Genomic DNA, 22,409 nt, shown 5'->3' with positions numbered 1-22,409 from the left:
CGAAAGATATTGCAATTATAGACTTAAATAAGCTTTGTTTCCTCATTCGCGTTCAGATAACAAATCTCAACATAATTCACTATAAAATAATTGCTTTTGTTTTAGACATACCTCGCCCGGTAAGCTTATATAACGCTTTTATTATACTGTAAATTTTGCTAAATTAAATATTATGATTTTTTGAGCGCAATGTCCCTTCCAGGAGTTTTTTGACTCTAAACATTATCACCTCTGATAGGGAACGTTTATGGTGACCATATCTCGTTTTTAATGCTAGTTGGAACCGTATCAATTCTGGTAATTAACCGCTAAATTACGCGGATGACCTCGTTTCCAAAAGTTGCTCCTGTTCTTGGTGGGATCAGTAGAACCGCTCGTTTAATACGAAAGGTTTCGCAATATTATCAAGTGTCGTAAGATCCATCGTCGGATATTTTATTAATTCTTCGGCGGGTCTGTTTGAGTCAATTAAGTAGCACTGCACCGCCAGTCACCTTTGATGCACTTAACTCAGCAGCAATGATTTCAAACGTATTTATATCTATCATTAAATATCACTGCGACAGACTCGTAGTTCCCCCCTCAGTCCATGATTTTTCACTTGCCATTCACTGTCGCTGTAGACTTTTAGCCCGTGGAATCAATGGGGTAAGTACGGGATGGTTCCTTGAGTCTTAGTTTTGAACGCGGCATTAACCGTTTTGGTTAGCTGGCTAATGCATGAATAATGAGGACGTCACAACAACAGTTGAGAAAGCTTGAAAATAGAATTAATGAATTATTGCAAACTTTTCAACGGCATTGAAAACACTCATTAGACCATAAGAGTCGTCGTAATGGCTAAGCCACTAAATAAACGAGGCCTCCCATAATTCCTCTGCTTAGTTTTATTCCATAGTGAATAGCTTTTTCATAAATCCATAATGTTAGTGAACCGCGATTAATTACAGCTTGATTACACTACTTCCAGTCGGTTGTTTTGTGGCGACGCTTACCCATAGCCCTAAATACTGAAGTGAAACTAGCTATTTAGAGCATAAAGTAAGAATTTAGTTTCTTGATTTAGGAAACAAACTCATCAAAGTGTTGTTAAACAATCCAATAGTGAACGTTAATCCTCAATTATATGTGGAACATAAAAAACCGGTAATTGATTACCAACTATTGGAGAGCATTTCATAATCAGCTGATTTTATTTTTATTTTTAATGAAATTAATCTTATTTTTCATCAAGAGTGCTACTTAGTTTTTTCATAATGCATTCTATTACTGTAGGCAAGATATTACTTTGATTCTTGCGAAGATCATCATCCGTGGGCAATGGTTGACCGGTATAAGCATGCAGAAATACTTCATATAGCAGTTCACTGTTGGTGGCATGACGCAGATTAGTTACTTAATAACGAATACGTCGTCCATCAAAATTTTACTGATTTTCAATGATATAGAGACAGTAATTTTCTTTACTTACTCTTTTTTCACCATGTACGGCGTACAGGTTAATATAGTTACCATTCCAGTCTACCATTTTCCATCTTCTAAGTAATCTTAATTATTAATGTTGTTAACTTTGAAAATTTTGGCTAGGTTCGGTAAAATACATTTTTAGTAATATTTACGTCGATATGCCTCGGCATATCGACGTCTAGAGGCATTGACGGCCTATTTATGAGTCGTTAAGGTTGAAGATAATCTGAATATATTCTGCATACATTATTACAGGGAGGCTTCTATGAACGACAAAAAATCAACTACCATAGCTGTACGCGCTGATATCACCAGAAACTCACAACACCAGGCCGTAGTGCCTGCCATTCATCCCTCCACTAACTATGAATTCCCTGAATTTGATGAAGTGCTTACCTATGACTATACACATGACAACAACCCAACACAAACAAACTGGACACACTATGACATGATCTAGAAACCTAGCTAATCCTGTAGTGACAAATTACGGCAGGTCAACCATAAACTTAGTACTTTCATTGCTCAGTCCTTATGATTTAATTTTTGCAAGATATAATTATCATAACGGTACATACTGCTTGTTTGCTTCACGAGTAAAGAAAAAATATTTTGCAGTTTGCGTTTATTAATTAATTTGATGAAAAAATGTTAACGGCTATTTTTGCAAAAAATTTGAGGTTATTCTGGATTGAAACACAATTAAATCCACTTTTGCATGCCAATAATATCATATATGTCTTTAAAACAGTACATAATATAGATGCTTGGATAAGCATGAATAATACTTTTCTGTTTTCTTTTATGCAGAAACCGCTGCATTTAAGCGCAGATTTTGTGATGCACTTCACTACAATATTCATCGACGGACATTCCGATGCCACTAATGGTGTGGTGGTCGCAAAAGACCAAGCTTTGTCTAATGACTGTATATGACGGAGTAATCTTATAGGTACCACCGGTAGTGCCTTCGATAACTATCTAACGCCGCGTGGATTGCGAGCACTAAATGCTAGAATGTGTCAACATGAAGCAAATAGTGCCATAGTATTGGCGCATCTAAGAAGTAAAGCCTTGATACTGATTATATACCATTCGACGCTACCAAATAATCATGATTATAAATTTGCAAAAAAGCAGCCAGCAGGTTTTGATGGCATATGAAGTTCCGCCCGAAATGGCGTACAAGTTAGGTGACTCATCCTGATTCGATAATGCACCAATACATGCCTAATGAAACACAAGCGAAGGTTAGTATTGCCGAGACCCTATTACACTTATCTATTGATTTAGAGGATCATAACGACTTGGTCGCTAATCTGGCACATGCATTTGACACAGTAAGAGAGAGTCTGTGATGAGCGCGGTAGAAATTGCATCTCCACAGCATTCGCTGTCCCGCCAGTTACATAAATTTGGTGGTAGTAGCCTTGCCGATCCTGCTTGTTTTCGGCGCGTTGCTCATATTCTTAAGCAATACGGTGGAGAAAACGATTTAGTAGTAGTCTCTGCAGCAGGTAAAACCACTAATGCCTTAATTGAATGGTTAATGTTGTTCAACGAAGACAGTTGCTTGGCGAATGATAGTATTCAGGGCCTGCGTAAATACCAGCAAGACTTAATTGAAAACCTCATTGCTGGCGAAAAAAAACAGGCGCTGGTGGATGCACTGTATCAAGATTTTAGTGCGCTAGCGCTAGCAGCCGAAGCAGGATTCACAGATGCCGAATATGCTTGGGCACAAGGTTTTGGCGAAGTATGGTCTGCGCGCCTTTTGTCTGCACTACTCATCCAGATGGATTTACCCGCAATTATAATAGATTCTCGTTCATTTTTACGCGCAGAGCGCGCAGTGCAACCTGAAGTTGATCATGAGAGCTCGTGGCCATTGTTAAATGAGCAGTTAATTCAGCATAAGCATTGTCGCATTGTGATCACCGGTTTTATGGCTCAGAACCATGTTGGAGAAACAGTATTGCTTGGGCGCAATGGATCAGATTATTCGGCCACCGTTATTGCCGCGTTAGCAGAAGTAAATTGCGTAACCATTTGGAGTGATGTTGCGGGCGTGTATAGTGCAGATCCTCGTATCGTGAGCGATGCTTGCTTACTTCCACTACTTCGCCTTGATGAAGCAACAGAACTTGCACGTCTGGCTGCGCCAGTGCTGCACACAAGAACGTTACAACCTGTCGCCCAAAGTTGCATTAATCTTAATTTGCGTTGTAGTTACGATGCAGAATCAGGTTCAACGCGTATTGAACGTGTGCTTACTGCTGGCTGTGGCGCAAAAATCATTACCTCACTTAATGATGTATGTATATTACAATTAGACATTCCTCGTTCACATGATTTTAATACGGTATATTTAGATATTGAGCGTCTATTAACACGTAATCAACTTCAGCCATTGGCAACATCATCAAGTAAAGAGCAACATTGTATTCAATTGGCCTATACCGCTGAAATCGTAAATAGTGTGTTGGAACAACTGCAAAATACAGGTATTCCAGCCGAGATGCATTTACGAAAGGGATATTGTCTTATTGCTGCTGTGGGCGCTGGTGTCACAGGAAATTCTAAACATTGTCATGGTTTTGACCAGCAACTTCGTCAGCAACCTATTGAATTTATTTGTGAGTCAAAAGATGGCTTAAGCATTGCGGCATTGCTGCGCACAGCAGATACGAACGTACTTGTGGCAGGTATTCACCGAGCTTTGTTTCAGGTACAGCGCCGTATTGGTCTGGTTCTGCTAGGTAAAGGAAATATTGGGTGCCACTGGTTGAGTTTATTTGCTGAGCAAAAAGATGCGATGGAAAAATGCCATAGTATGAATTTTGAGCTGATTTCAGTATTAGACAGTGATAATCAATGGTTAGATTTTAATGGTATTGACCCCAAAACAGCCATGGATGAATTCCTCAAGCATTCAATTATTTATAGAGGTGCAGAATGGATTTATCGGTTACTTAATCACCCGTACAATGATGTTATCGTATTAGATGTCACTACAAGCGCGCCCATGGCAAAACAATACTTTGATTTTGCGAAACATGGATTTCACTTAGTGTCAGCGAATAAGGTAGCAAGATCTGCCAGCAGTTCAGATTACGGAGCTATCCAAGATGCATTTGCCAAGATGAGCCGCTACTGGTTGTATAATGCCACAGTAGACACTGAGTTACCTGTGAATACCACCGTACATCATCTGCGCGAAAGTGACGATCACATTCTAGCATTATCAGGCATTTTTTCTAGCACTTTGTCTCGCTTATTTCAGCAATATAACGGTGACATTAGGTTTAGTGTCTTACTTGAACGAGCATGGCAACAAGGATTAACAGAATCTGACCCACGTGAAGCTCTTAATGGCACAGATGTGATGCATCAGCTTGTGATTCTTGCACAAAAATTTGGACTTACATTGGAACCCAAACATATTTGTGTGCAGTCGCTCGTTCCAGAGGTATTGATGTCACTATCACTTGATACTTTCTTTGAACAAAGCTCTAAGCTTGATGAAATACTTGACGAGTGGCTAAGAGAGAATAAGAAAGAACATGGAGTATTACGCTATGTCGCCAGATTAACAAGAGATGGTAAAGGACGTGTAGGCTTAGAGATGCTTTCTAAGGAGCATCCGTTAGCATATTCATTACCATATGACAATATTCTGGTTATTGAAAGTAACTGGTGCAAAGCAAACCCATTGGTTATTCGAGGACCTGATGCTAATAAGAACGCCACTGCAGGTACCCTATTATTAGATGTGAACCAAATTGCGTCTTTGCTTAAATCAAGAAACTAAATTTTCAGTCAATACTCTAAACAATTAGGCTCACTCAAATATTCAGGTCTATGAAGAATCTTCGCCACAAAATAACTAACTGGAAACAGTATAATCAAGCTTTAATCAATGGTGGCTAGCTAACATTCTGGATGGATGAAAAAGCTATTCAGCTATGGAGTCAAATAAAGCATGGCAATCATGAAAGACTTAGTTTATTTAGCGACTTATTCATTACGACAGTCCTCATGGTTAAATGCGTATTTTCAATGCCATTGTAAGGTCTGCAAAAACTCCTTAATTTTATTTTCAACTTTGCTCAACTGCCATTGTCATACCCTCACTATTCATGCATTAGCAAGCGAGCCAAAACGGTTAACGTCACGTTCAAGAAAAAGAATAAAAGAACTATTCCGTACTTAGCCATTGATTTTACTGGGTTCACAGTCTATAGTGAAAAAATTGAACAGCATAGTACTGATGGAAAACAGTGAGTCTGGCGCAAGTTACATTTAGCGGTAGATATAAATATGCGTGAAATCATTGCTGCTGAGTTAAGTGCATCACATTTGACGGACGATGAAGTGCTACCTAACTTGCTCAAACAAACCTGTTGAAAAATCAGTGCAATATGAGCCGATGGTGCTTACAACACCAAAGAATATTAAGGAACCGCTCGCATTAAACGAGCTATTCCACTCATCCCACCCAAAAAAGCAACTTTTTAGGACGAGGTTATCCGCGCAATTTAGCGGTTAGTTACCAGAAGTTATACGGTCCCAATCAGCATTAAAAAACGAAGTATAGTTACCAGAAACGTTCCCTATCAAAGGCAGCAATAGTTCAAGTTAAAAAATTACTAGGAGGAAAATTGAGCTTAAGAGATCACAATGATCAGGTTAGTTAAATTTGCGCATAATAAAAGTATTAAATAAGCTAATCGGGCTAATTATACCTAAAACAAAAATTATCACTTAATGATTAATCATGATAGGATTGGCTATCTGAACTAGAGTTCAGAAACAAAATCCTCCTTTCAGGTGAAATGATTGGAATAATTCGGCATATCTTATACACTTAACTCAACTGCAATAATTTTATACGCATTTTAAATACCACTATATGTAGCTTACGCTAAACTTTATGTTTTCCATTAATGCCATGATCTTTTACTTACTATTCGCTGTCATCATAGGCTTTTAGCCCCATAGCATCAATAAACAAGTATTGGATGCTTCCTTTAGTCTTCGTTTTGAACGCGACGTTAACCATGTTGGCTCGCTTGCTAATGCATAGCTAGTGAGGGCGTAATAACAGCTGTTGAAAAGATTTAAAAAGCAAAATTAATGAATCCTTGCAAACCGCTCAATAGTATTGAAAATACGCGTTTAATCATGATAGCATTGCAATGGTTACGTCACTAAATAAACGAAGTCTCCTATAATTACCCTGCTTAATTTGAGTCCATAGTGAAATGACTTTTTTCATAAATTCACAATGTTAGTGAGCCACGATTGATTGCAGCTTGATTATACTGCTTGCAGTTAATTGTAGTGTAGCAAGTTTATGCATATATCTGAGTATTTAAATGAACCTAGCTGTTTAGAGCGTAAATTGAGCATTTAGTTTCATTGCCTAAAAACAAAGCCACTTACTATCTGAGCTCAAATTAGGAAACGAAGCCAATTTTAATATAAATAAAAAAATTTAACCTAATGATAATTAATCGCTAACGTACTAGGCTAGAATGAAGAATGCTAAGTTCCATTTTATTTAGCAGATGACGGAAGGAAGACATTCAAGAACTACAATCACTGCTCGAACAGTCGCAAGGAAGAATTACAATGTCGCTGTATGATCCAATGCTGGAAAAAAGCAACTGTGGCTTTGGTCTCATAGCTCATACTAAAGGTGAATCAAGCCACAAGCTTGTGCAAACCGCTATTTTTGCACTGACCCGGATGACTCACCGCGGCGCAATAAATGCTGACGGTAAAACCGGTGATGGCTGTGGTTTATTACTCCAAAAACCTGACACGTTCTTTCGCATTATTGCCAAAGAGAACCATTGGACACTTAGTAAGCTCTACAGTGTTGGGATGTTTTTTTTAAGCAATAACCTTAAAAAAGCACAGCATGCAAAGGAAGTGTTTACACGCGAGATAGAAGCTGAAACCTTATCTATTGTTGGTTGGCGTAAAGTACCAATAAATTTAGACATACTAGGTAAAATCGCATTAAGCTCAGCACCAAACATTGAACAGGTCTTCATAAATGGTCCCGCAGGATGGCGAGCTAGAGATTTAGAACGCCGTTTATATATTGCGCGACGCCACGCTGAAAAAATACTTTACGACGATAAAGACTTTTATGTCGCAAGCCTTTCTACCCGTACGATCGTCTATAAAGGTTTGTGTATGCCAGCAAATCTTCCAAAATTTTACTTAGATCTTGCCGATCTTCGTCTTGAATCATCTATCTGTCTATTTCACCAACGGTTCGCAACAAATACCATGCCCAGATGGCAACTTGCACAACCATTCCGTTATCTCGCACACAATGGCGAAATCAATACCATAGAAGGTAACCGTCAATGGGCGCGCGCACGAGCTTACAAATTTAAATCGCCATTATTACCTGATCTTTCTGAAGCCTCTCCTTTTGTAAATGAGACCGGCTCTGATAGCTCGAGCCTCGATAACATGTTGGAAGTATTCCTCGCCGGAGGCATGGATTTATTCCGCGCGATACGCATGCTAATTCCGCCAGCATGGCAAAATCATCCAGATATGGATGATGATCTTCGAGCCTTTTATGATTTCAACTCGATGCACATGGAGCCGTGGGATGGTCCTGCCGGCATCGTCATGTCAGACGGGCGCTATGCTGCATGTACCCTTGACCGGAATGGTTTGCGCCCTGCCCGCTATGTTATGACAAAAGATAAATTAATCACCTTGGCATCTGAAGTTGGTATATGGAATTACGCCCCTGATGAAGTGACTAAAAAAGGGCGTGTTGGCCCAGGTGAATTGCTTGTCATTGACACCTTCGAAGGAAAAATTTTGCACTCTACCGACATTGACCACGATTTAAAAAATCGTCACCCCTACAAAGCATGGCTTGATAAAAATGTTTTTCGCTTGATACCTTTTGAGGAGATAGCTCCCGCCCAGCGAGTGAGCCAACGTAGCATTGATGATGATAAACTGCAAACTTATCAAAAGCTCTTCGGAGTTTCTAGCGAAGAACTTGATCAAGTGTTACGTGTATTGAGTGATATTGGTCAAGAAGCCACGGGTTCAATGGGTGACGATACGCCAATGGCTGTTTTATCATCAAAAACGCGTAATATAGCTGACTATTTCCGCCAAAAGTTTGCTCAAGTTACGAATCCTCCCATTGATCCTTTACGTGAAAACCATGTGATGTCATTGGTGACTTTCATTGGCCGTGAAAAGAACGTGTTCTCAGAAACTGAGGATCATGCACACCGTGTTGCTTTCAGTAGCCCCATCTTACTGTATTCCGATATGGTTCAGTTACTTGAATTGGATAACGCATACTATCGCAACAACATCATTGATATAAATTTCAATCCAAAAAAAACAGACCTGAAACAAGCTATTTTTGATATGTGCAATCAGGTTGAACACGTTGTTCAGGACGGAACTATTTTAATTATTCTATCAGACCGAAGCATCGCAAAAAATACACTGCCTATTCCAGCTGCAATGGCGGTAGGTGCAGTTCAACAACGATTGGTTACGGCTAACTTACGTTGTGATACCAATATCGTGATTGAAACCGCATCAGCTCGTGACCCTCACCAATTTGCCGTTTTACTTGGTTTTGGTGCAACTGCAGTTTACCCATACCTTGCTTATGAATCAATTAGCAAAATGGTTGAAAGTAATGTCATTGCAAAACCAACGGCGGATGCACTGCTGAATTTTCGCAATGGCATTCACAAAGGATTGTTCAAAATCATGTCTAAAATGGGTGTTTCAACTATCGCTTCATACCGCTGCTCTCAGCTATTCGAAGCAATTGGCCTAAATAATAATGTGGTGGATCTATGCTTTACAGGAGTAGTTAGCCGCATTCAGGGTGCTGATTTTGATGACTTCCAGCAAGATCTCGTTAACTTATCGCGTAGTGCATGGCATAAACGCAAACCTCTCGAACCAGGTGGATTGTTCAAGTATATCCATGGCGGCGAATATCATGCCTACAACCCAGACGTTGTCAATAACCTACAGTTAGCGGTCAAATCCGGCGATGTCATGGATTACAAAGCATACGCTGCAACAGTCAATAATCGCCCTGCTTCCATGCTTCGTGATTTAATGAGCTTAAAGTTCATTGACAGACCGATTAAGCTGGACAAAGTTGAACCGGCGAGTGAGTTGTTTAAACGCTTTGATTCTGCAGCCATGTCTATTGGCGCACTGAGTCCTGAAGCGCACCAAGCATTAGCAATAGCAATGAATCGCCTTGGCGGTAACTCCAACTCCGGTGAAGGTAGTGAAGATCCTTGCCGATTCAATTCCGAACGCAACTCTCGTATCAAACAAATTGCTTCAGGTCGGTTCGGAGTAACACCCCATTATCTGACCAATGCTGATGTGTTGCAGATCAAGGTGGCTCAAGGTGCAAAACCGGGTGAAGGTGGTCAGTTACCAGGCCATAAAGTTACCGCAGAAATCGCACGTTTACGTTATTCAGTACAAGGTGTAACACTGGTTTCACCGCCGCCACACCATGACATCTATTCGATTGAAGATTTAGCACAGCTAATTTTTGATCTCAAACAGGTTAATCCGCAAGCTCTGATTTCAGTCAAACTGGCATCAGGGTCAGGCGTAGGTACAATCGCAGTTGGCGTAGCAAAAGCCTATGCAGACCTCATTACAATTTCAGGTTGTGACGGCGGCACAGGCGCAAGCCCACTAACATCAATAAAGTATGCGGGAAGCCCTTGGGAACTTGGCCTTGCTGAAACCCAGCAGGCTTTAGTTGCTAATGGTCTTCGCCACAGAATTAGACTCCAAGTGGATGGCGGTTTGAAAACAGGTTTAGACATCATTAAAGGCAGCATTCTGGGCGCAGAAAGTTTTGGCTTTGGTACTGCACCAATGGTGGCTTTAGGTTGTAAATATCTACGTATTTGCCACCTGAATAACTGTGCAACGGGCGTTGCAACCCAAAACGACATTTTACGTCGAAAGTGCTTCAAAGGTCTACCGGAACAAGTAATTAATTTTTTTAAAGGTCTTTGCGAAGAAGTACGTGAACTAATGGCTCAACTTGGCATAGAAAAGCTAACAGACCTTATCGGCAGAACAGATCTATTGGATGTAACTGAAGGCTTTACTGCAAAGCAACTTAAACTAGATTTGAGTAGTATTCTAGTAAGACCAACGTCAGGTATAGATAAAACCGTATATTGCAGTGAACCGAACCCACCATTTGATAAGGCCCTGATGAATCAGGCCTTATTAAGGGCATTTACTGATTCCATCGAAAAGCGACAACCAGCAAGCATTTATCTCAATGTAAAAAATACTGACCGTTCAATTGGTGCCAATTTATCAGGAAAAATTGCTAAACAATATGGCAACCAAGGTATGGCAAGTACACCGCTCAATATTCACCTACAAGGTACTGCAGGACAATCTTTGGGTGTATGGAATGCAGGTGGAGTACATATCACGTTAATAGGTGATGCTAATGACTATGTTGGTAAAGGTATGACAGGCGGTATAATTGTCATTAAGCCTCCCGTGGGATCCACTTTTAACTCTCATGAATCTACCATTATTGGTAATACCTGCTTATATGGCGCAACAGGTGGAAAACTCTTTGCAGCAGGTATGGCAGGTGAGCGTTTTGCGGTGCGTAACTCTGGCACATTAACCGTTGTTGAAGGCACAGGTGATAATGCTTGTGAATACATGACAGCCGGTGTTGTGGCAATTTTGGGGCATACTGGTGTTAACTTTGGTGCCGGTATGACTGGGGGGTTTGCCTATGTACTCAACGAAACAGGGGATTTTGTGGGGCACGTTAATCCTGAACTGGTTGAAATACTCTCGCTTAATGAGCTCACAACTCATCAAAAATATCTCCGTGATATGATTGATCAACATTTTAAGCTCACGGGTTCCAGCCGTGCGCAGGAAATTCTTGCCGATTTTGCACAATGGATCAATAGATTCTATCTAATTAAGCCAAAAGCAACTGACATTCACTCTCTACTCAATCACCAAAGCCGAAGCGCAGCTGAACTTCGTATTCAGGCACAATAACGAAGAATATTATGAATCAAAACGTATACCAATTTATAGATGTACAACGCATCGATCCGAGAAAGAAGCAGCTCAAAGCTCGAAAAACGCAGTTTTTTGAAATCTATGAATCCTTTACTAACAAACAAGCTTCTGCGCAATCTGATAGATGCTTGGATTGTGGCAACCCTTACTGCGAATGGAAATGCCCAGTCCACAATTACATTCCTCAATGGCTAAAGCTGGCTAATGAAGGCCGTATCATTGAAGCCGTTGAGCTTGCGCACCAAACCAACAGTTTGCCAGAGGTATGCGGGCGTGTGTGTCCACAAGATCGATTGTGCGAGAATGCGTGTACGCTAAACGAAGATTTTGGTGCAGTAACCATTGGAAATATCGAAAAATACATTACCGATAAAGCATTCGAAATGGGCTGGAAACCAAACATGTCTGGAGTGGAATTGACCGGTAAAAAAGTAGCCATTATTGGAGCTGGCCCAGCAGGGCTCGCCTGTGCAGATGTCCTGGTTCGAAAAGGCGTACAACCTGTTGTCTTCGATCGCTATCCAGAAATAGGCGGTTTACTCACTTTTGGTATTCCCGCATTCAAGCTTGAAAAAAACATCATGCGAAACCGTCACCGCATATTTTCCGACATGGGTGTTGAATTCCAACTAAACACTGAGATTGGCACGGATGTAGGTATGGTGACCCTATTGAAAGACTATGATGCAATCTTCCTAGGGGTTGGCACTTACCAGTCCATACGAGCAGATCTAAAAAATGAAAATTCCTCAGGCGTTTACGATGCTCTTCCGTTTCTCATTGCTAATGCCTATAATCTGATGGCGTTGAAAGGCAATGTACCAGAATACATCGACATGAAGGGAAAACAAGTTATCGTGCTTGGTGGCGGTGATACTGCTATGGACTGCGCGCGCACTTCAATTCGCCATAACGCAAAAAGTGTAGTGTGTGCCTATCGCCGTGATGAAGCCCACATGCCTGGTTCTCGCCGTGAAGTGCAAAATGCTAAAGAAGAAGGTGTTAATTTTATGTTCAATGTTCAACCTTTAGGCCTTGAGCTCGACTGTCGCGGTAATGTCTACTGCATCAAAGTAGTCAGAACTCAACTTGGAGAGCCGGATGATACAGGATATTGCCATCCTACACCTATTGAAGGCAGCGAACATGAACTGCCAGCCGATGCTGTGATTATGGCTTTTGGTTTTCAACCACATCAAATGACATGGCTCGAACAGTTCAACGTTAACCTAGATCAATGGGGCCACATTAAAGCACCCCAAAAAGGCCCCTTCGCTTACCAGACCTCCCATTATCAAATTTTTGCTGGCGGTGATGCCGTACGAGGATCTGATTTGGTTGTTACCGCCATTGATGATGGGAGAAAGGCCGCTGAAGGTATAATGGATTTCCTAAGAGTCTGACACTTACTATACTTAATCAACTTAAAAATGTATGCTTGTGCACGTAAAATTTATTATTTTTAGCCATGTTTCACTGAATCTAACTAGTATTATTTACCCTATTTTTACGGAATGATTAGGTTCTGTTTCCTAATTTAAGTTCAGATAATACAGCCCAAACATAATTCACTATTAGACAATAATTTTAGGGTTAGGGATATCTAGTTCTATCAGCTTATATGACGCTTTTATCATGCGTAGATTTAGCTAATCTAAGTTGTATAATCCCTTCGACTCAATATCCTTCTCAGTAATTTTTATTCAAGCCACGGCTGTCTTTGCTAAGAAACGTTTATGGTAACCGGCTTTGTTTCCTAAACCCGGGAGCTAAATTTTCAATCCACACTCTAAACAGCTAGGATCACTTAAATATTCAGGTCTATGGATAAGCTAAGCTACAAAACAACTCACCAGGAACAATATAAGCAAGCTTTAATCAATCATGGCTCACTAATATTTTGGATTGATGAAGAAGCTATTCAGTTATGAAATCAAGCTAAGCAGGGTAATAATGCGAGACCTGTTTATTTAGCGACTTAGCCATTAATTTTACTGGTCTCAAAGTCCACGGTGAAGGCGAATGGCAAGCAAAAAAAGCATGGCCCTTATGAAGAAGCGGCTAGTTTGATGCAAGTTACATTTAGTGGTAGATATCAATACGCATGAAATAATTCCTGCTGAGTTAAATGCATAAAATATAACTTAAGGTGAGTGCTACCTAACTCGCTCAAACAGACCTTCAAAAATTAATGGAATATCAGTCATTGGTGCTTACAACACCAAACAATATTACAGCATCCTTTGTATTAAATGAGCGGTTTCACTCATCCCCCAAGAAAAGGAACAATGTTTAGAGCCAAAGCACTACGCGGAGAGACATTGAACTTAAGAACACATAATGCTCAGATTAACGAAATTTACACCATGATAGAAGCGTTAAATAAGCTGACTGGGCTAGGTATGCCTAAAACAAAAATTATTCTTTAATCGTTGACCATGTTGGGACGTGTTATCCAAACTTGAATTAAGGAATAAGGCCATTTTAATGAAAAATAGCCTTACTTATTCCTGTCCTGATTTGGTAACGTGGGAATATCCATTTGTTGGTCTTCTACTAACCAACGCGCTACGTCTTTAGCAAAGTACGTGAAAATGCCATCAGCACCTGCTCGTTTAAAGCACATTAATGATTCCATCACGGTTTCGCGTTCGTTTAGCCAACCATTTTGTGCTGCAGCTTTATGCATTGAATATTCACCAGACACTTGATATACAAAAGTCAAGACCTGCAGTTCGGTCTTAACTCGACGAACCACATCCAGATAAGGCATACCAGGCTTCACCATAATAATGTCTGCACCTTCTTGTAGATCCATTGCCACTTCTTGAATGGCTTCGTTACAATTAGCAGGATTCATCTGGTAGGATTTTTTATTACCACCTTTCAGATCTACTGCAGAACCAACAGCATCACGGAATGGCCCATAATACGCAGATGCGTACTTAGCTGAATACGCCATAATTTGAGTATGAATGTGACCTACTTTCTCCAACGCAGTGCGAATAGCACCGATCCGTCCATCCATCATGTCAGACGGTGCAATAATATCTGCACCAGCTTCAGCATGAGACAGTGCCTGCTGAACCAACACCTCGATGGTCTCATCATTGAGTACATAACCCAGATTATCCGTCAAACCATCTTGACCAGACAATGTATATGGGTCGAGCGCCACATCGGTGATCACACCTATTTGTGATACATGTTCTTTAAGCGAGCGTACTGCGCGCTGAATTAAACCTTCTGGATTATATGCTTCTGACGCGCACGAAGATTTAAATTTTTTCGATACAACCGGAAACAAAGCAATCGCAGGTACACCTAAAGCTACCAAGTATTCTGCTTCATACAACATTAGATCGATAGATAAACGTTCAATACCCGGCATGGATTTAATACTTTCACGACGGTTCTGCCCCATCAGAATAAACATTGGATAAATTAAATCATTCACTGAAAGCTGGTTTTCTGCCATTAAGCGACGGCTAAAGTCATGCTTGCGCGATCTTCGCATACGACAGGCAGGGAAGGCACTTATAGTAGATACAGTCACAATATTTTCCTTATTCCAATGACGTTAAAAATTCAATTACATTGAATGTATGATAGCGTTTATATTTTGAAGAATCGATGGTTATTGCGTGATCAAATACTCAATGTTCTGTTGATGTAATTCTGTAATCAAAGTGGTTATATGAAACTTTAGTTCCATGATTCAGAAAATAAAGTCTTGATATGCCTAAAACAAAAGTAATAATCTAATCGTTAATCATGTGAGTATTTTCGATCTGAACTTTAATTAAGATAACAGAACCCTTCAAATTCTATAATATTCGCTGCGTTTACCACTACTTCACTACCGAATCACTGAAATTCATCAGATACATGCGAATGCTCAAGCTCATGCATGGTGTTCTGATTCCACTTTGATCTGACCCCATTCACCGAAAGGAAAGGCTTTTCTTATGCGCAGTTTATGTTAATAATTTCAAAAAATGAGAAAATATAATTTTTCATTACTTATGTTTTACGCCCAATCTTTAGTCAGACATAGTAAATTGAAAGTTAGTCAAAAAAGCATAAAATAAAGGAGGAACCGTGACTGAGGTAACAGAGCAACTAGTAGCAGCAACAATATTACAAGGCGCAGATGCCATGTATGGCCGTTTTCTTGATGTTACTGCTGGCGCGCAAGAGCGTTTTGAGCAACAAGACTGGAAAAATGTTCAATATGCACTAAAAAAGCGAATTAATTTTTACGATCTTCATGTAGGTATTGTGTCACAACAACTAAAAACCATGCTCGATAAGCAACATACAGCCCGTTCGTTTCTGATGGGAGTCAAAGATGCATACAGTCAACTCCTTTACGACTACCCTCGCTATGACATCGCCGAAAGTTTTTTTAATTCTGTTTACTGTAAAATTTTCGACCATCGTAATATTAGCCGTGACAAATTATTTGTAAATAGCTCCCAAGGTGGACGAATTCCCAAGTACCCTACTCCACTGTTAAAGCACTACACCAATAGCAAAAATTTAATCTATACGGTTGAAAGAATACTGGATGATACACCTTTTTCGCTTGAATGGGAGGATAAGGCTCGAGATATTTACCGCATCGTTGAAGCTCTTCAAAGCAAATTAGGCCCACAACTTACTCGCAAAATCACCATAGATATGGTGCGAGAGCCATTCTACAGAAACAAAGCAGCTTATTTAATTGGCCGAATCGAAATCGCTAACCAAACACGACCTTTGGTTATCCCTATTTTAATTAATAATAAAGAAGGCCTGTTATTTGCAGATGCCTGCCTTTCAGATTTTGATGACGTCAGCATGATCTTCGGTTTTGCCAGGTCATACTTTATGGTATATACCCCCGCACCAGCAGCCCTAGTCGACTTTTTGAATCAACTTATGCCTCACAAGACACCAGCTCAACTTTACACAGCTATTGGTTGCCAAAAGCACGGAAAAACAGAACTATACCGTGAATTTTTACACCATATAAATAACTCCGATGATAAATTTATTATCGCTCCTGGCATTAAAGGCATGGTCATGTCGGTGTTTACACTTCCTTCATATGGCTTTGTCTTTAAAATCATTAAAGACAAGTTTGCACCACAAAAAAACATTACCCATGCTGTTGTAAGAGAAAAGTACCAGTTAGTCAAAGAACATGATCGCGTTGGTCGAATGGCTGACACATTGGATTACCGTAACTTTATTTTCCCAAGAGATCGTTTTAGTACAGAACTCATTCAAGAACTACTCGCTGTTGCACCCTCACTGATCAAACTCACCAACAAAAAAGTGCACATCAGCCATCTTTATATGGAACGACGAATGATCCCACTTAATATTTATCTTAAGTACGCCAATGAAAACAAACTCAGAGAAGCAATTCAGGAATACGGTAATGCCATAAAACAACTCGCGGCGGCCAATATTTTTGCGGGAGATATGCTGTTTAAAAATTTTGGTGTATCAAGACACCGTCGAGTGATTTTTTATGATTATGATGAAATTATGTACCTCACTGAAATTAACTTTAGGCATATCCCATCACCCAAGTTCCTTGAAGACGAAATGGCAGCAGAACCTTGGTATAGCGTAGGAGAATATGATGTATTTCCCGAAGAATTTCGTACTTTTTTGTTAATTAACCCAAAAATTCGCTTTCTATTTAATGAACTACATTCTGATTTATTCGATGCAGACTATTGGAAACACCTACAAAATAATCTTCAACAAGGGCAATTTAACGATGTATTTCCTTACAGTGATAAATCTCGTTTCACCATTCTCTAAATTTTGCTTCCTAATGCAAGTCAGATAGTAAACCCCAGCATTATGAACTGTTAAACGATCGCTTTCAGTTGAGACATACTGAGCCCTATCAGATTACTTCACTTTTTTATCATTGCGTAGGTTTCTCTAATCTAAGCTTTGTGATCCTTTCACTCAATATTCTGCCGAGAAATTTTTTAATGCGAAACATTGCCGTTTATAACAATCATACCTCTTTTCCCAATGCTGATTTGAACCATATAATTTCTGGTAACTAACCACTAAATTACGCAGATGACCTCGTCCCCAAAAGTGCTCCTTTTTTTTAGTGGTATGAGTGGAACCGCTCGTGTAATACGAACGGTTTCATAATATTGTCTGGTGTCATAAGCACTATTGGCTGATATTTCATTGATTTTCTGGCGGGTCTGTTTGAGTAAATGAGATAGCACTTCACCATCAGTAACATTTGATGCACTTAATTCAGTAGCAATGATTCCACACGTATTTATATCTGCTGCTAAATATGATTTGCGCCAGACTCACCGTTTGCCACCCATATCATGTTTTTTACTTTCCATTCACTTTCACCGTAGACTTTCAGCCCCGTCGAATCAATGACTAAGTGCTGAATAGTTCCTTTGTTCTTCGTCTTGAACGTAATGTTAACCATTTGGGATCATTTGCTAATGTAGGACTAGTAAGGGCATGACAATGGCAGTTAAACAAGTTTAAAAATAAAATTAATGAATTTTTACAGACCTCTCAATAGCATTGAAAATATGAATGTAACCATGAAAAAAGTCGTCATGGCTAAGTTACTAAATAAACGAAACCTCCAATTATTACTCTGCTCAGTTTGATTCCATAACTGAATGACTTCTGCATCAATCCAGAATGTCAGTGAGCCACGATTAATAACAATTTGATTATACTACTTCCAGTTAGTTGTTTTGTAGCTAAGCTTGTTCATAGGCTTGAAAATTCAGTTCCTTGATTTAAGCAATAAAGTCGCAGTAATGACTCCACCATAAATGACCAAATATATCAAAAAGCTAGCATATATTTTCAATATTAACGTTATTTTCAGGACGTTGAGCATAACATTAACATGCAAAGAAAAATCAATACTGAGAGTGGCCTGAAAAATTTAAGCCACTCTAATTTAAGCAATTTACGCTAGCGCACAAGGAGATATATGGTTGATTCTCCACGCACAACATTAAAGACAAGTACGTTGGGTTTACTCTCAAGCAGTTCACGGAGGTCTTCAAGATCTTTTACGACATTCCGGTTTAAACCAACAATGATGTCGCTTTGCTTGAAACCATAATGTGCGGTGATTGAATCTTTTATTACGCTAATCACGCGTACACCTTTCACATTGTCTTCACTATAATTTGCCAGTTCGGCACCAGCTAAAGCTTCGTGCAAAGTTTCAGCTTTTTCTTGCATCATGCTTGCTCCGTTTAACGTAGCTGTGACGATTTGTTCTTTGCTATCGCGGATTAGGCCAAAGTTTACTGCCTTTCCAGCCCCTAATGTGGCAACTTTAGCTCTTAGTTCACCAAACGTACGAATGTCTTTACCATTGACTGAAACGATGATGTCACCTGCTTTTATTCCGGCTTTGTCTGCGGCAGAATTTGGAACCACTAGGCTTACAAATGCACCGTGATTTATTTTATAACCAAATACTTCTGCAAGCTCAGACGTTAGTTCGCCACCTTGAACACCTAATACACCACGACGTATTTCTCCATACTCAAGAATTTGTTCAACCAAATTCTTAACCATGTTTACTGGGATAGCAAAGCCAATACCAACATTGCCACCGTTAGGTCCAATAATTGCGGTATTAATACCAACTAATTCACCGTTCAGATTGACGAGTGCTCCACCTGAGTTGCCACTATTAATAGCAGCATCCGTTTGGATGAAATTTTCAAAGTTCTCCAGGTTTAATCCGCTCCGACCTAATGCTGAAATAATACCAGACGTGACAGTCTGACCAAGACCAAATGGATTACCGATCGCGATTGTAAAGTCACCAACACGCAGTGCATCAGAATCGGCGAATTTAATTTCAGTGAGATTTTTTGCTTTTTTTAATTTAAGCAATGCAACGTCTGACATACTATCACTACCAATGAGTTCTGCATCGTATTCACGCCCACCATGAAGTTGAACACGAATCTTATTGGCATCATCTATGACATGGTGATTAGTAACAATGTACCCTTTTTGGGCGTCAATAATGACACCAGAACCCAATCCACGAAAAGGGCGTTCTTGAACTTGTTCTGATGGAAAGTCGGGACCAAAGAAAAAGCGGAATGATTCAGGAATGCGCTGCTTGGAAATATGACGGCCTTCAACAGCAATACTGACAACAGCAGGACTGACTGTCTCAAGCATGGGTGCTAAGCTAGGCAAATTTTCACTGACGATAGCTGTGGGCAAAGTAATCGACGCATGTAAAACAGCAATAGTAGAACTAATGATAAGTGCTAGCGCACTCAAAGTAAGAAAAGGCATCTTTTTCATAAATACTCCCTGTATCAGTACGATGTAAGAGTGGGCATTGTTTAAAAAAGTTCAATCTTTCTTCAAATTAAACTCAGTCAACGTAAAGATGCAGGCTTAAGCACCTGAAACTTATTATTTATTAGGAACGTCAAATAGTCTATAATTTTTAAAAAAAACTACCAAATTTTATTTCCTAAATTAAGGGACTAAATGATTAAGCTATATTCTAAACAGCTAGGTTACTTAAATATTTAAGTCTATCCTCAATCAGATCGTGTGTTCAACGAATTGGGCTTTAATGTAAAATACTCATTTTTTATGAAGCTATTATTGTAGCTTTATTTCCTAATTCAAGTTCAGATAACAAATCCTACGCAATGATACAAGCGTTAAATAAGTTTACAGGGCTAGACATTCCTAAAACAAAAGCAGTTGTCTAATAGTAAATCATGTTGAAATTTGTTATCTAAACTTAAATTAACAAACAAGGCCACGATAACAAGCAGTGCTATTCAACTATTCGTATGAAACTAGCGGTCAGTTTCATCCCACCCCGAAAAAGTATACTGTTTAAGAACGTCCTCATCCACGTAATTTAGTGATCAGTTACTAACCGTTATATGGTTCAAATAAACATTGGAAAACGAAGTATGGTTACAATAAACGTTCCCTGTCAAAGATGGCAATGTTTTGAGTCAAAAAATTTCTCGAAGGGACATTGCACTGAAGAAATGAGAATACCCAAATTGGCGCAACCTACACAATGATAGAAGCATTATATAATGCTAACAGACTAAGTCTGTCAAAAGCGCAAACGAGCTAAAATAATTAACCGTATTAAAGTTTACTATCTGCACTCGAGTTAGGGGGGGACAAAACCTTACTTATCATTACATCATGACGACGTCAAACTGTTCTTGGGTATACAGAGGCTCAACATGGACCTTGACTTGCTTACCAATAAAGACTTCAAGCTCTGCAATGGAATGGGATTTTTCACCTTCAAGTGCTTCTCCTATGGCAGCTGATGCGTACACCACAAACTTATCTGCATCGTAAGAACGATTTACTCGTGTAATTTCGCGTAGCACTTCGTAACACACAGTTTCGACTGTTTTCACAGAACCACACCCAATGCACGTTGGACATTGACCACACAACACATGCTCAATACTTTCTCGTATGCGTTTACGCGTCATTTCCACCAAACCGAGCTGCGTAAATCCATTGATGTTTGTTTTTACTCGATCTTTAGATAAACCTTGCTCCAAGCACTGCAAGACGCGTTGGCGATGCCCCTCAACAATCATATCGATAAAGTCGATAATAATAATACCACCCAAGTTTCGAAGACGTAACTGACGAGCAATTGCTTCTGTTGCTTCCATATTAGTGTTGAAAATCGTCTCTTCAAGATTACGACGCCCCACAAACGCGCCTGTATTAATATCAATAGTAGTCATGGCTTCCGTCTGGTCGATAATAAGATAGCCGCCAGATTTGAGTTCAACTTTACGGTTTAAAGAACGCTGAATTTCATTTTCAGTGTCGAACATATCAAAAATAGGTTTATCATCCGTGTAAAGCTCAAGTTTATCACTCAACTCTGGCACAAACTCTTCGGTGAATTCACTTAGCGCATCCAAGCTTGCACGTGAATCCACACGGATTAACTGCAGTTCAGTACCAACAAAGTCGCGCAGAATACGCTGAGCAAGGCCTAGTTCACCATAAAGCATGGATTTTGATGGAAGTTTACTACGACGCTCTAGTACTTTATTCCAAAGGCGCTTGAGAAAAGCAGCATCATGTGCCATTTCAATGTTTGATGCGCCTTCTGCAGCAGTACGAACAATAAATCCACCCAGATCATCGCAGTAATCCGCTACAATACGCTTCAAACGCTCACGTTCAGCATCACATTCAATACGCTGTGAGACACCCACATGTGAGGCTCCAGGCATAAACACCAAATAGCGGGACGGCAAGGTAATATCTGTTGTTAAACGTGCCCCCTTCGTGCCAAGAGGGTCTTTAACCACTTGAACAACAATATTTTGACCTTGACGGACAAGCTCAGAGATACCTCTAGCCTGAAACTGCTGTTTTTCGTTTCCAGAAACACATTCAGTGTTCGACACAATGTCTGTCGCATGCAAAAAAGCAGCTTTGTCTAAACCAATATCAACAAACGCTGCCTGCATACCAGGAAGCACTCGACTAACTTTACCTTTATATATATTTCCGACAATACCTGGCTTTGCATCACGCTCAATATGAACTTCCTGAAGATTTCCACCTTCAACCATGGCAATGCGTATTTCTGTTGGTGTTACGTTAATCAATAATTCTGCATTCATAAATTTTCACCACGTTGGAATTCAGTCAACATAGCAACTGTCTTAAATAATAGCAGACAAGCAACAGTCAATGCGTGTTACAAGCCAACTTCTTCGCCTTTGAATACTATAGCTGCCCACGTTATCGAC

The 22,409-nt window shown here is 39.8% G+C and carries 8 protein-coding genes and 6 pseudogenes; 8 read left to right on the top strand and 6 right to left on the bottom strand.

Annotated features, from left to right (window positions below; all coding sequences use genetic code 11):
- Nucleotides 1–79 precede the first annotated feature (79 nt).
- Both BTN50_RS10450 and metJ read right to left on the bottom strand, forming a co-directional pair.
- Nucleotides 80–945: pseudogene (locus BTN50_RS10450) on the bottom strand (IS5 family transposase).
- A gap of 274 nt (nt 946–1,219) precedes the next feature.
- A pseudogene (gene metJ, locus BTN50_RS05545) lies at nt 1,220–1,528 on the bottom strand (met regulon transcriptional regulator MetJ).
- 204 nt (nt 1,529–1,732) lie between these two features.
- On the opposite strand from metJ, the gene BTN50_RS11235 reads away from it, so the two are divergent.
- From BTN50_RS11235 to BTN50_RS05515, 7 genes and pseudogenes are all read left to right on the top strand, one after another.
- Nucleotides 1,733–1,927 carry a PLP-dependent transferase gene (locus BTN50_RS11235; protein ID WP_235610965.1) on the top strand — a complete coding sequence of 65 codons (195 nt, stop codon included), beginning with the start codon at nt 1,733–1,735 and terminating at the stop codon, nt 1,925–1,927.
- A gap of 188 nt (nt 1,928–2,115) precedes the next feature.
- Nucleotides 2,116–2,631: pseudogene (locus BTN50_RS11230) on the top strand (PLP-dependent transferase).
- 193 nt (nt 2,632–2,824) lie between these two features.
- The gene (locus BTN50_RS05535; protein ID WP_096619325.1) at nt 2,825–5,278 is read left to right on the top strand and encodes a bifunctional aspartate kinase/homoserine dehydrogenase II; all 2,454 of its coding nucleotides are present in this window, start codon (nt 2,825–2,827) and stop codon (nt 5,276–5,278) included.
- A gap of 50 nt (nt 5,279–5,328) precedes the next feature.
- A pseudogene (locus tag BTN50_RS05530) lies at nt 5,329–6,235 on the top strand (IS5 family transposase).
- An 866-nt stretch (nt 6,236–7,101) separates the two neighbouring features.
- On the top strand, nt 7,102–11,568 hold the full coding sequence (gltB, locus tag BTN50_RS05525) for a glutamate synthase large subunit (RefSeq protein WP_096619324.1): 4,467 nt from the start codon (nt 7,102–7,104) through the stop codon (nt 11,566–11,568).
- Between the two features lie 11 nt (nt 11,569–11,579).
- A complete protein-coding gene (locus tag BTN50_RS05520; RefSeq protein WP_096619323.1) occupies nt 11,580–12,995 on the top strand; it encodes an FAD-dependent oxidoreductase in 1,416 nt (471 codons plus the stop codon).
- Between the two features lie 420 nt (nt 12,996–13,415).
- A pseudogene (locus BTN50_RS05515) lies at nt 13,416–14,021 on the top strand (hypothetical protein).
- A gap of 71 nt (nt 14,022–14,092) precedes the next feature.
- Here BTN50_RS05515 and hemB read toward each other — a convergent pair.
- A complete protein-coding gene (gene hemB, locus BTN50_RS05510; protein ID WP_096619322.1) occupies nt 14,093–15,148 on the bottom strand; it encodes a porphobilinogen synthase in 1,056 nt (351 codons plus the stop codon).
- Between the two features lie 545 nt (nt 15,149–15,693).
- Between hemB and aceK the strand changes: the two genes are divergently transcribed.
- A complete protein-coding gene (gene aceK / locus BTN50_RS05505; RefSeq protein WP_096619321.1) occupies nt 15,694–17,412 on the top strand; it encodes a bifunctional isocitrate dehydrogenase kinase/phosphatase in 1,719 nt (572 codons plus the stop codon).
- A gap of 98 nt (nt 17,413–17,510) precedes the next feature.
- Here aceK and BTN50_RS05500 read toward each other — a convergent pair.
- The 3 genes and pseudogenes from BTN50_RS05500 to rng form a co-directional block, all read right to left on the bottom strand.
- Nucleotides 17,511–18,316, bottom strand: a pseudogene (locus BTN50_RS05500) (IS5 family transposase).
- Between the two features lie 254 nt (nt 18,317–18,570).
- A complete protein-coding gene (locus tag BTN50_RS05495) occupies nt 18,571–19,938 on the bottom strand; it encodes a Do family serine endopeptidase (RefSeq protein WP_096619320.1) in 1,368 nt (455 codons plus the stop codon).
- Nucleotides 19,939–20,810: 872 nt separating this feature from the next.
- A complete protein-coding gene (gene rng / locus BTN50_RS05490) occupies nt 20,811–22,280 on the bottom strand; it encodes a ribonuclease G (RefSeq protein WP_096619319.1) in 1,470 nt (489 codons plus the stop codon).
- Nucleotides 22,281–22,409 lie beyond the last annotated feature (129 nt).

This window comes from Candidatus Enterovibrio altilux (assembly GCF_002381345.1).
Classification (GTDB): Bacteria; Pseudomonadota; Gammaproteobacteria; order Enterobacterales; family Vibrionaceae; genus Enterovibrio; species Enterovibrio altilux.
This window is presented reverse-complemented; position numbering and strand designations above follow the sequence as displayed.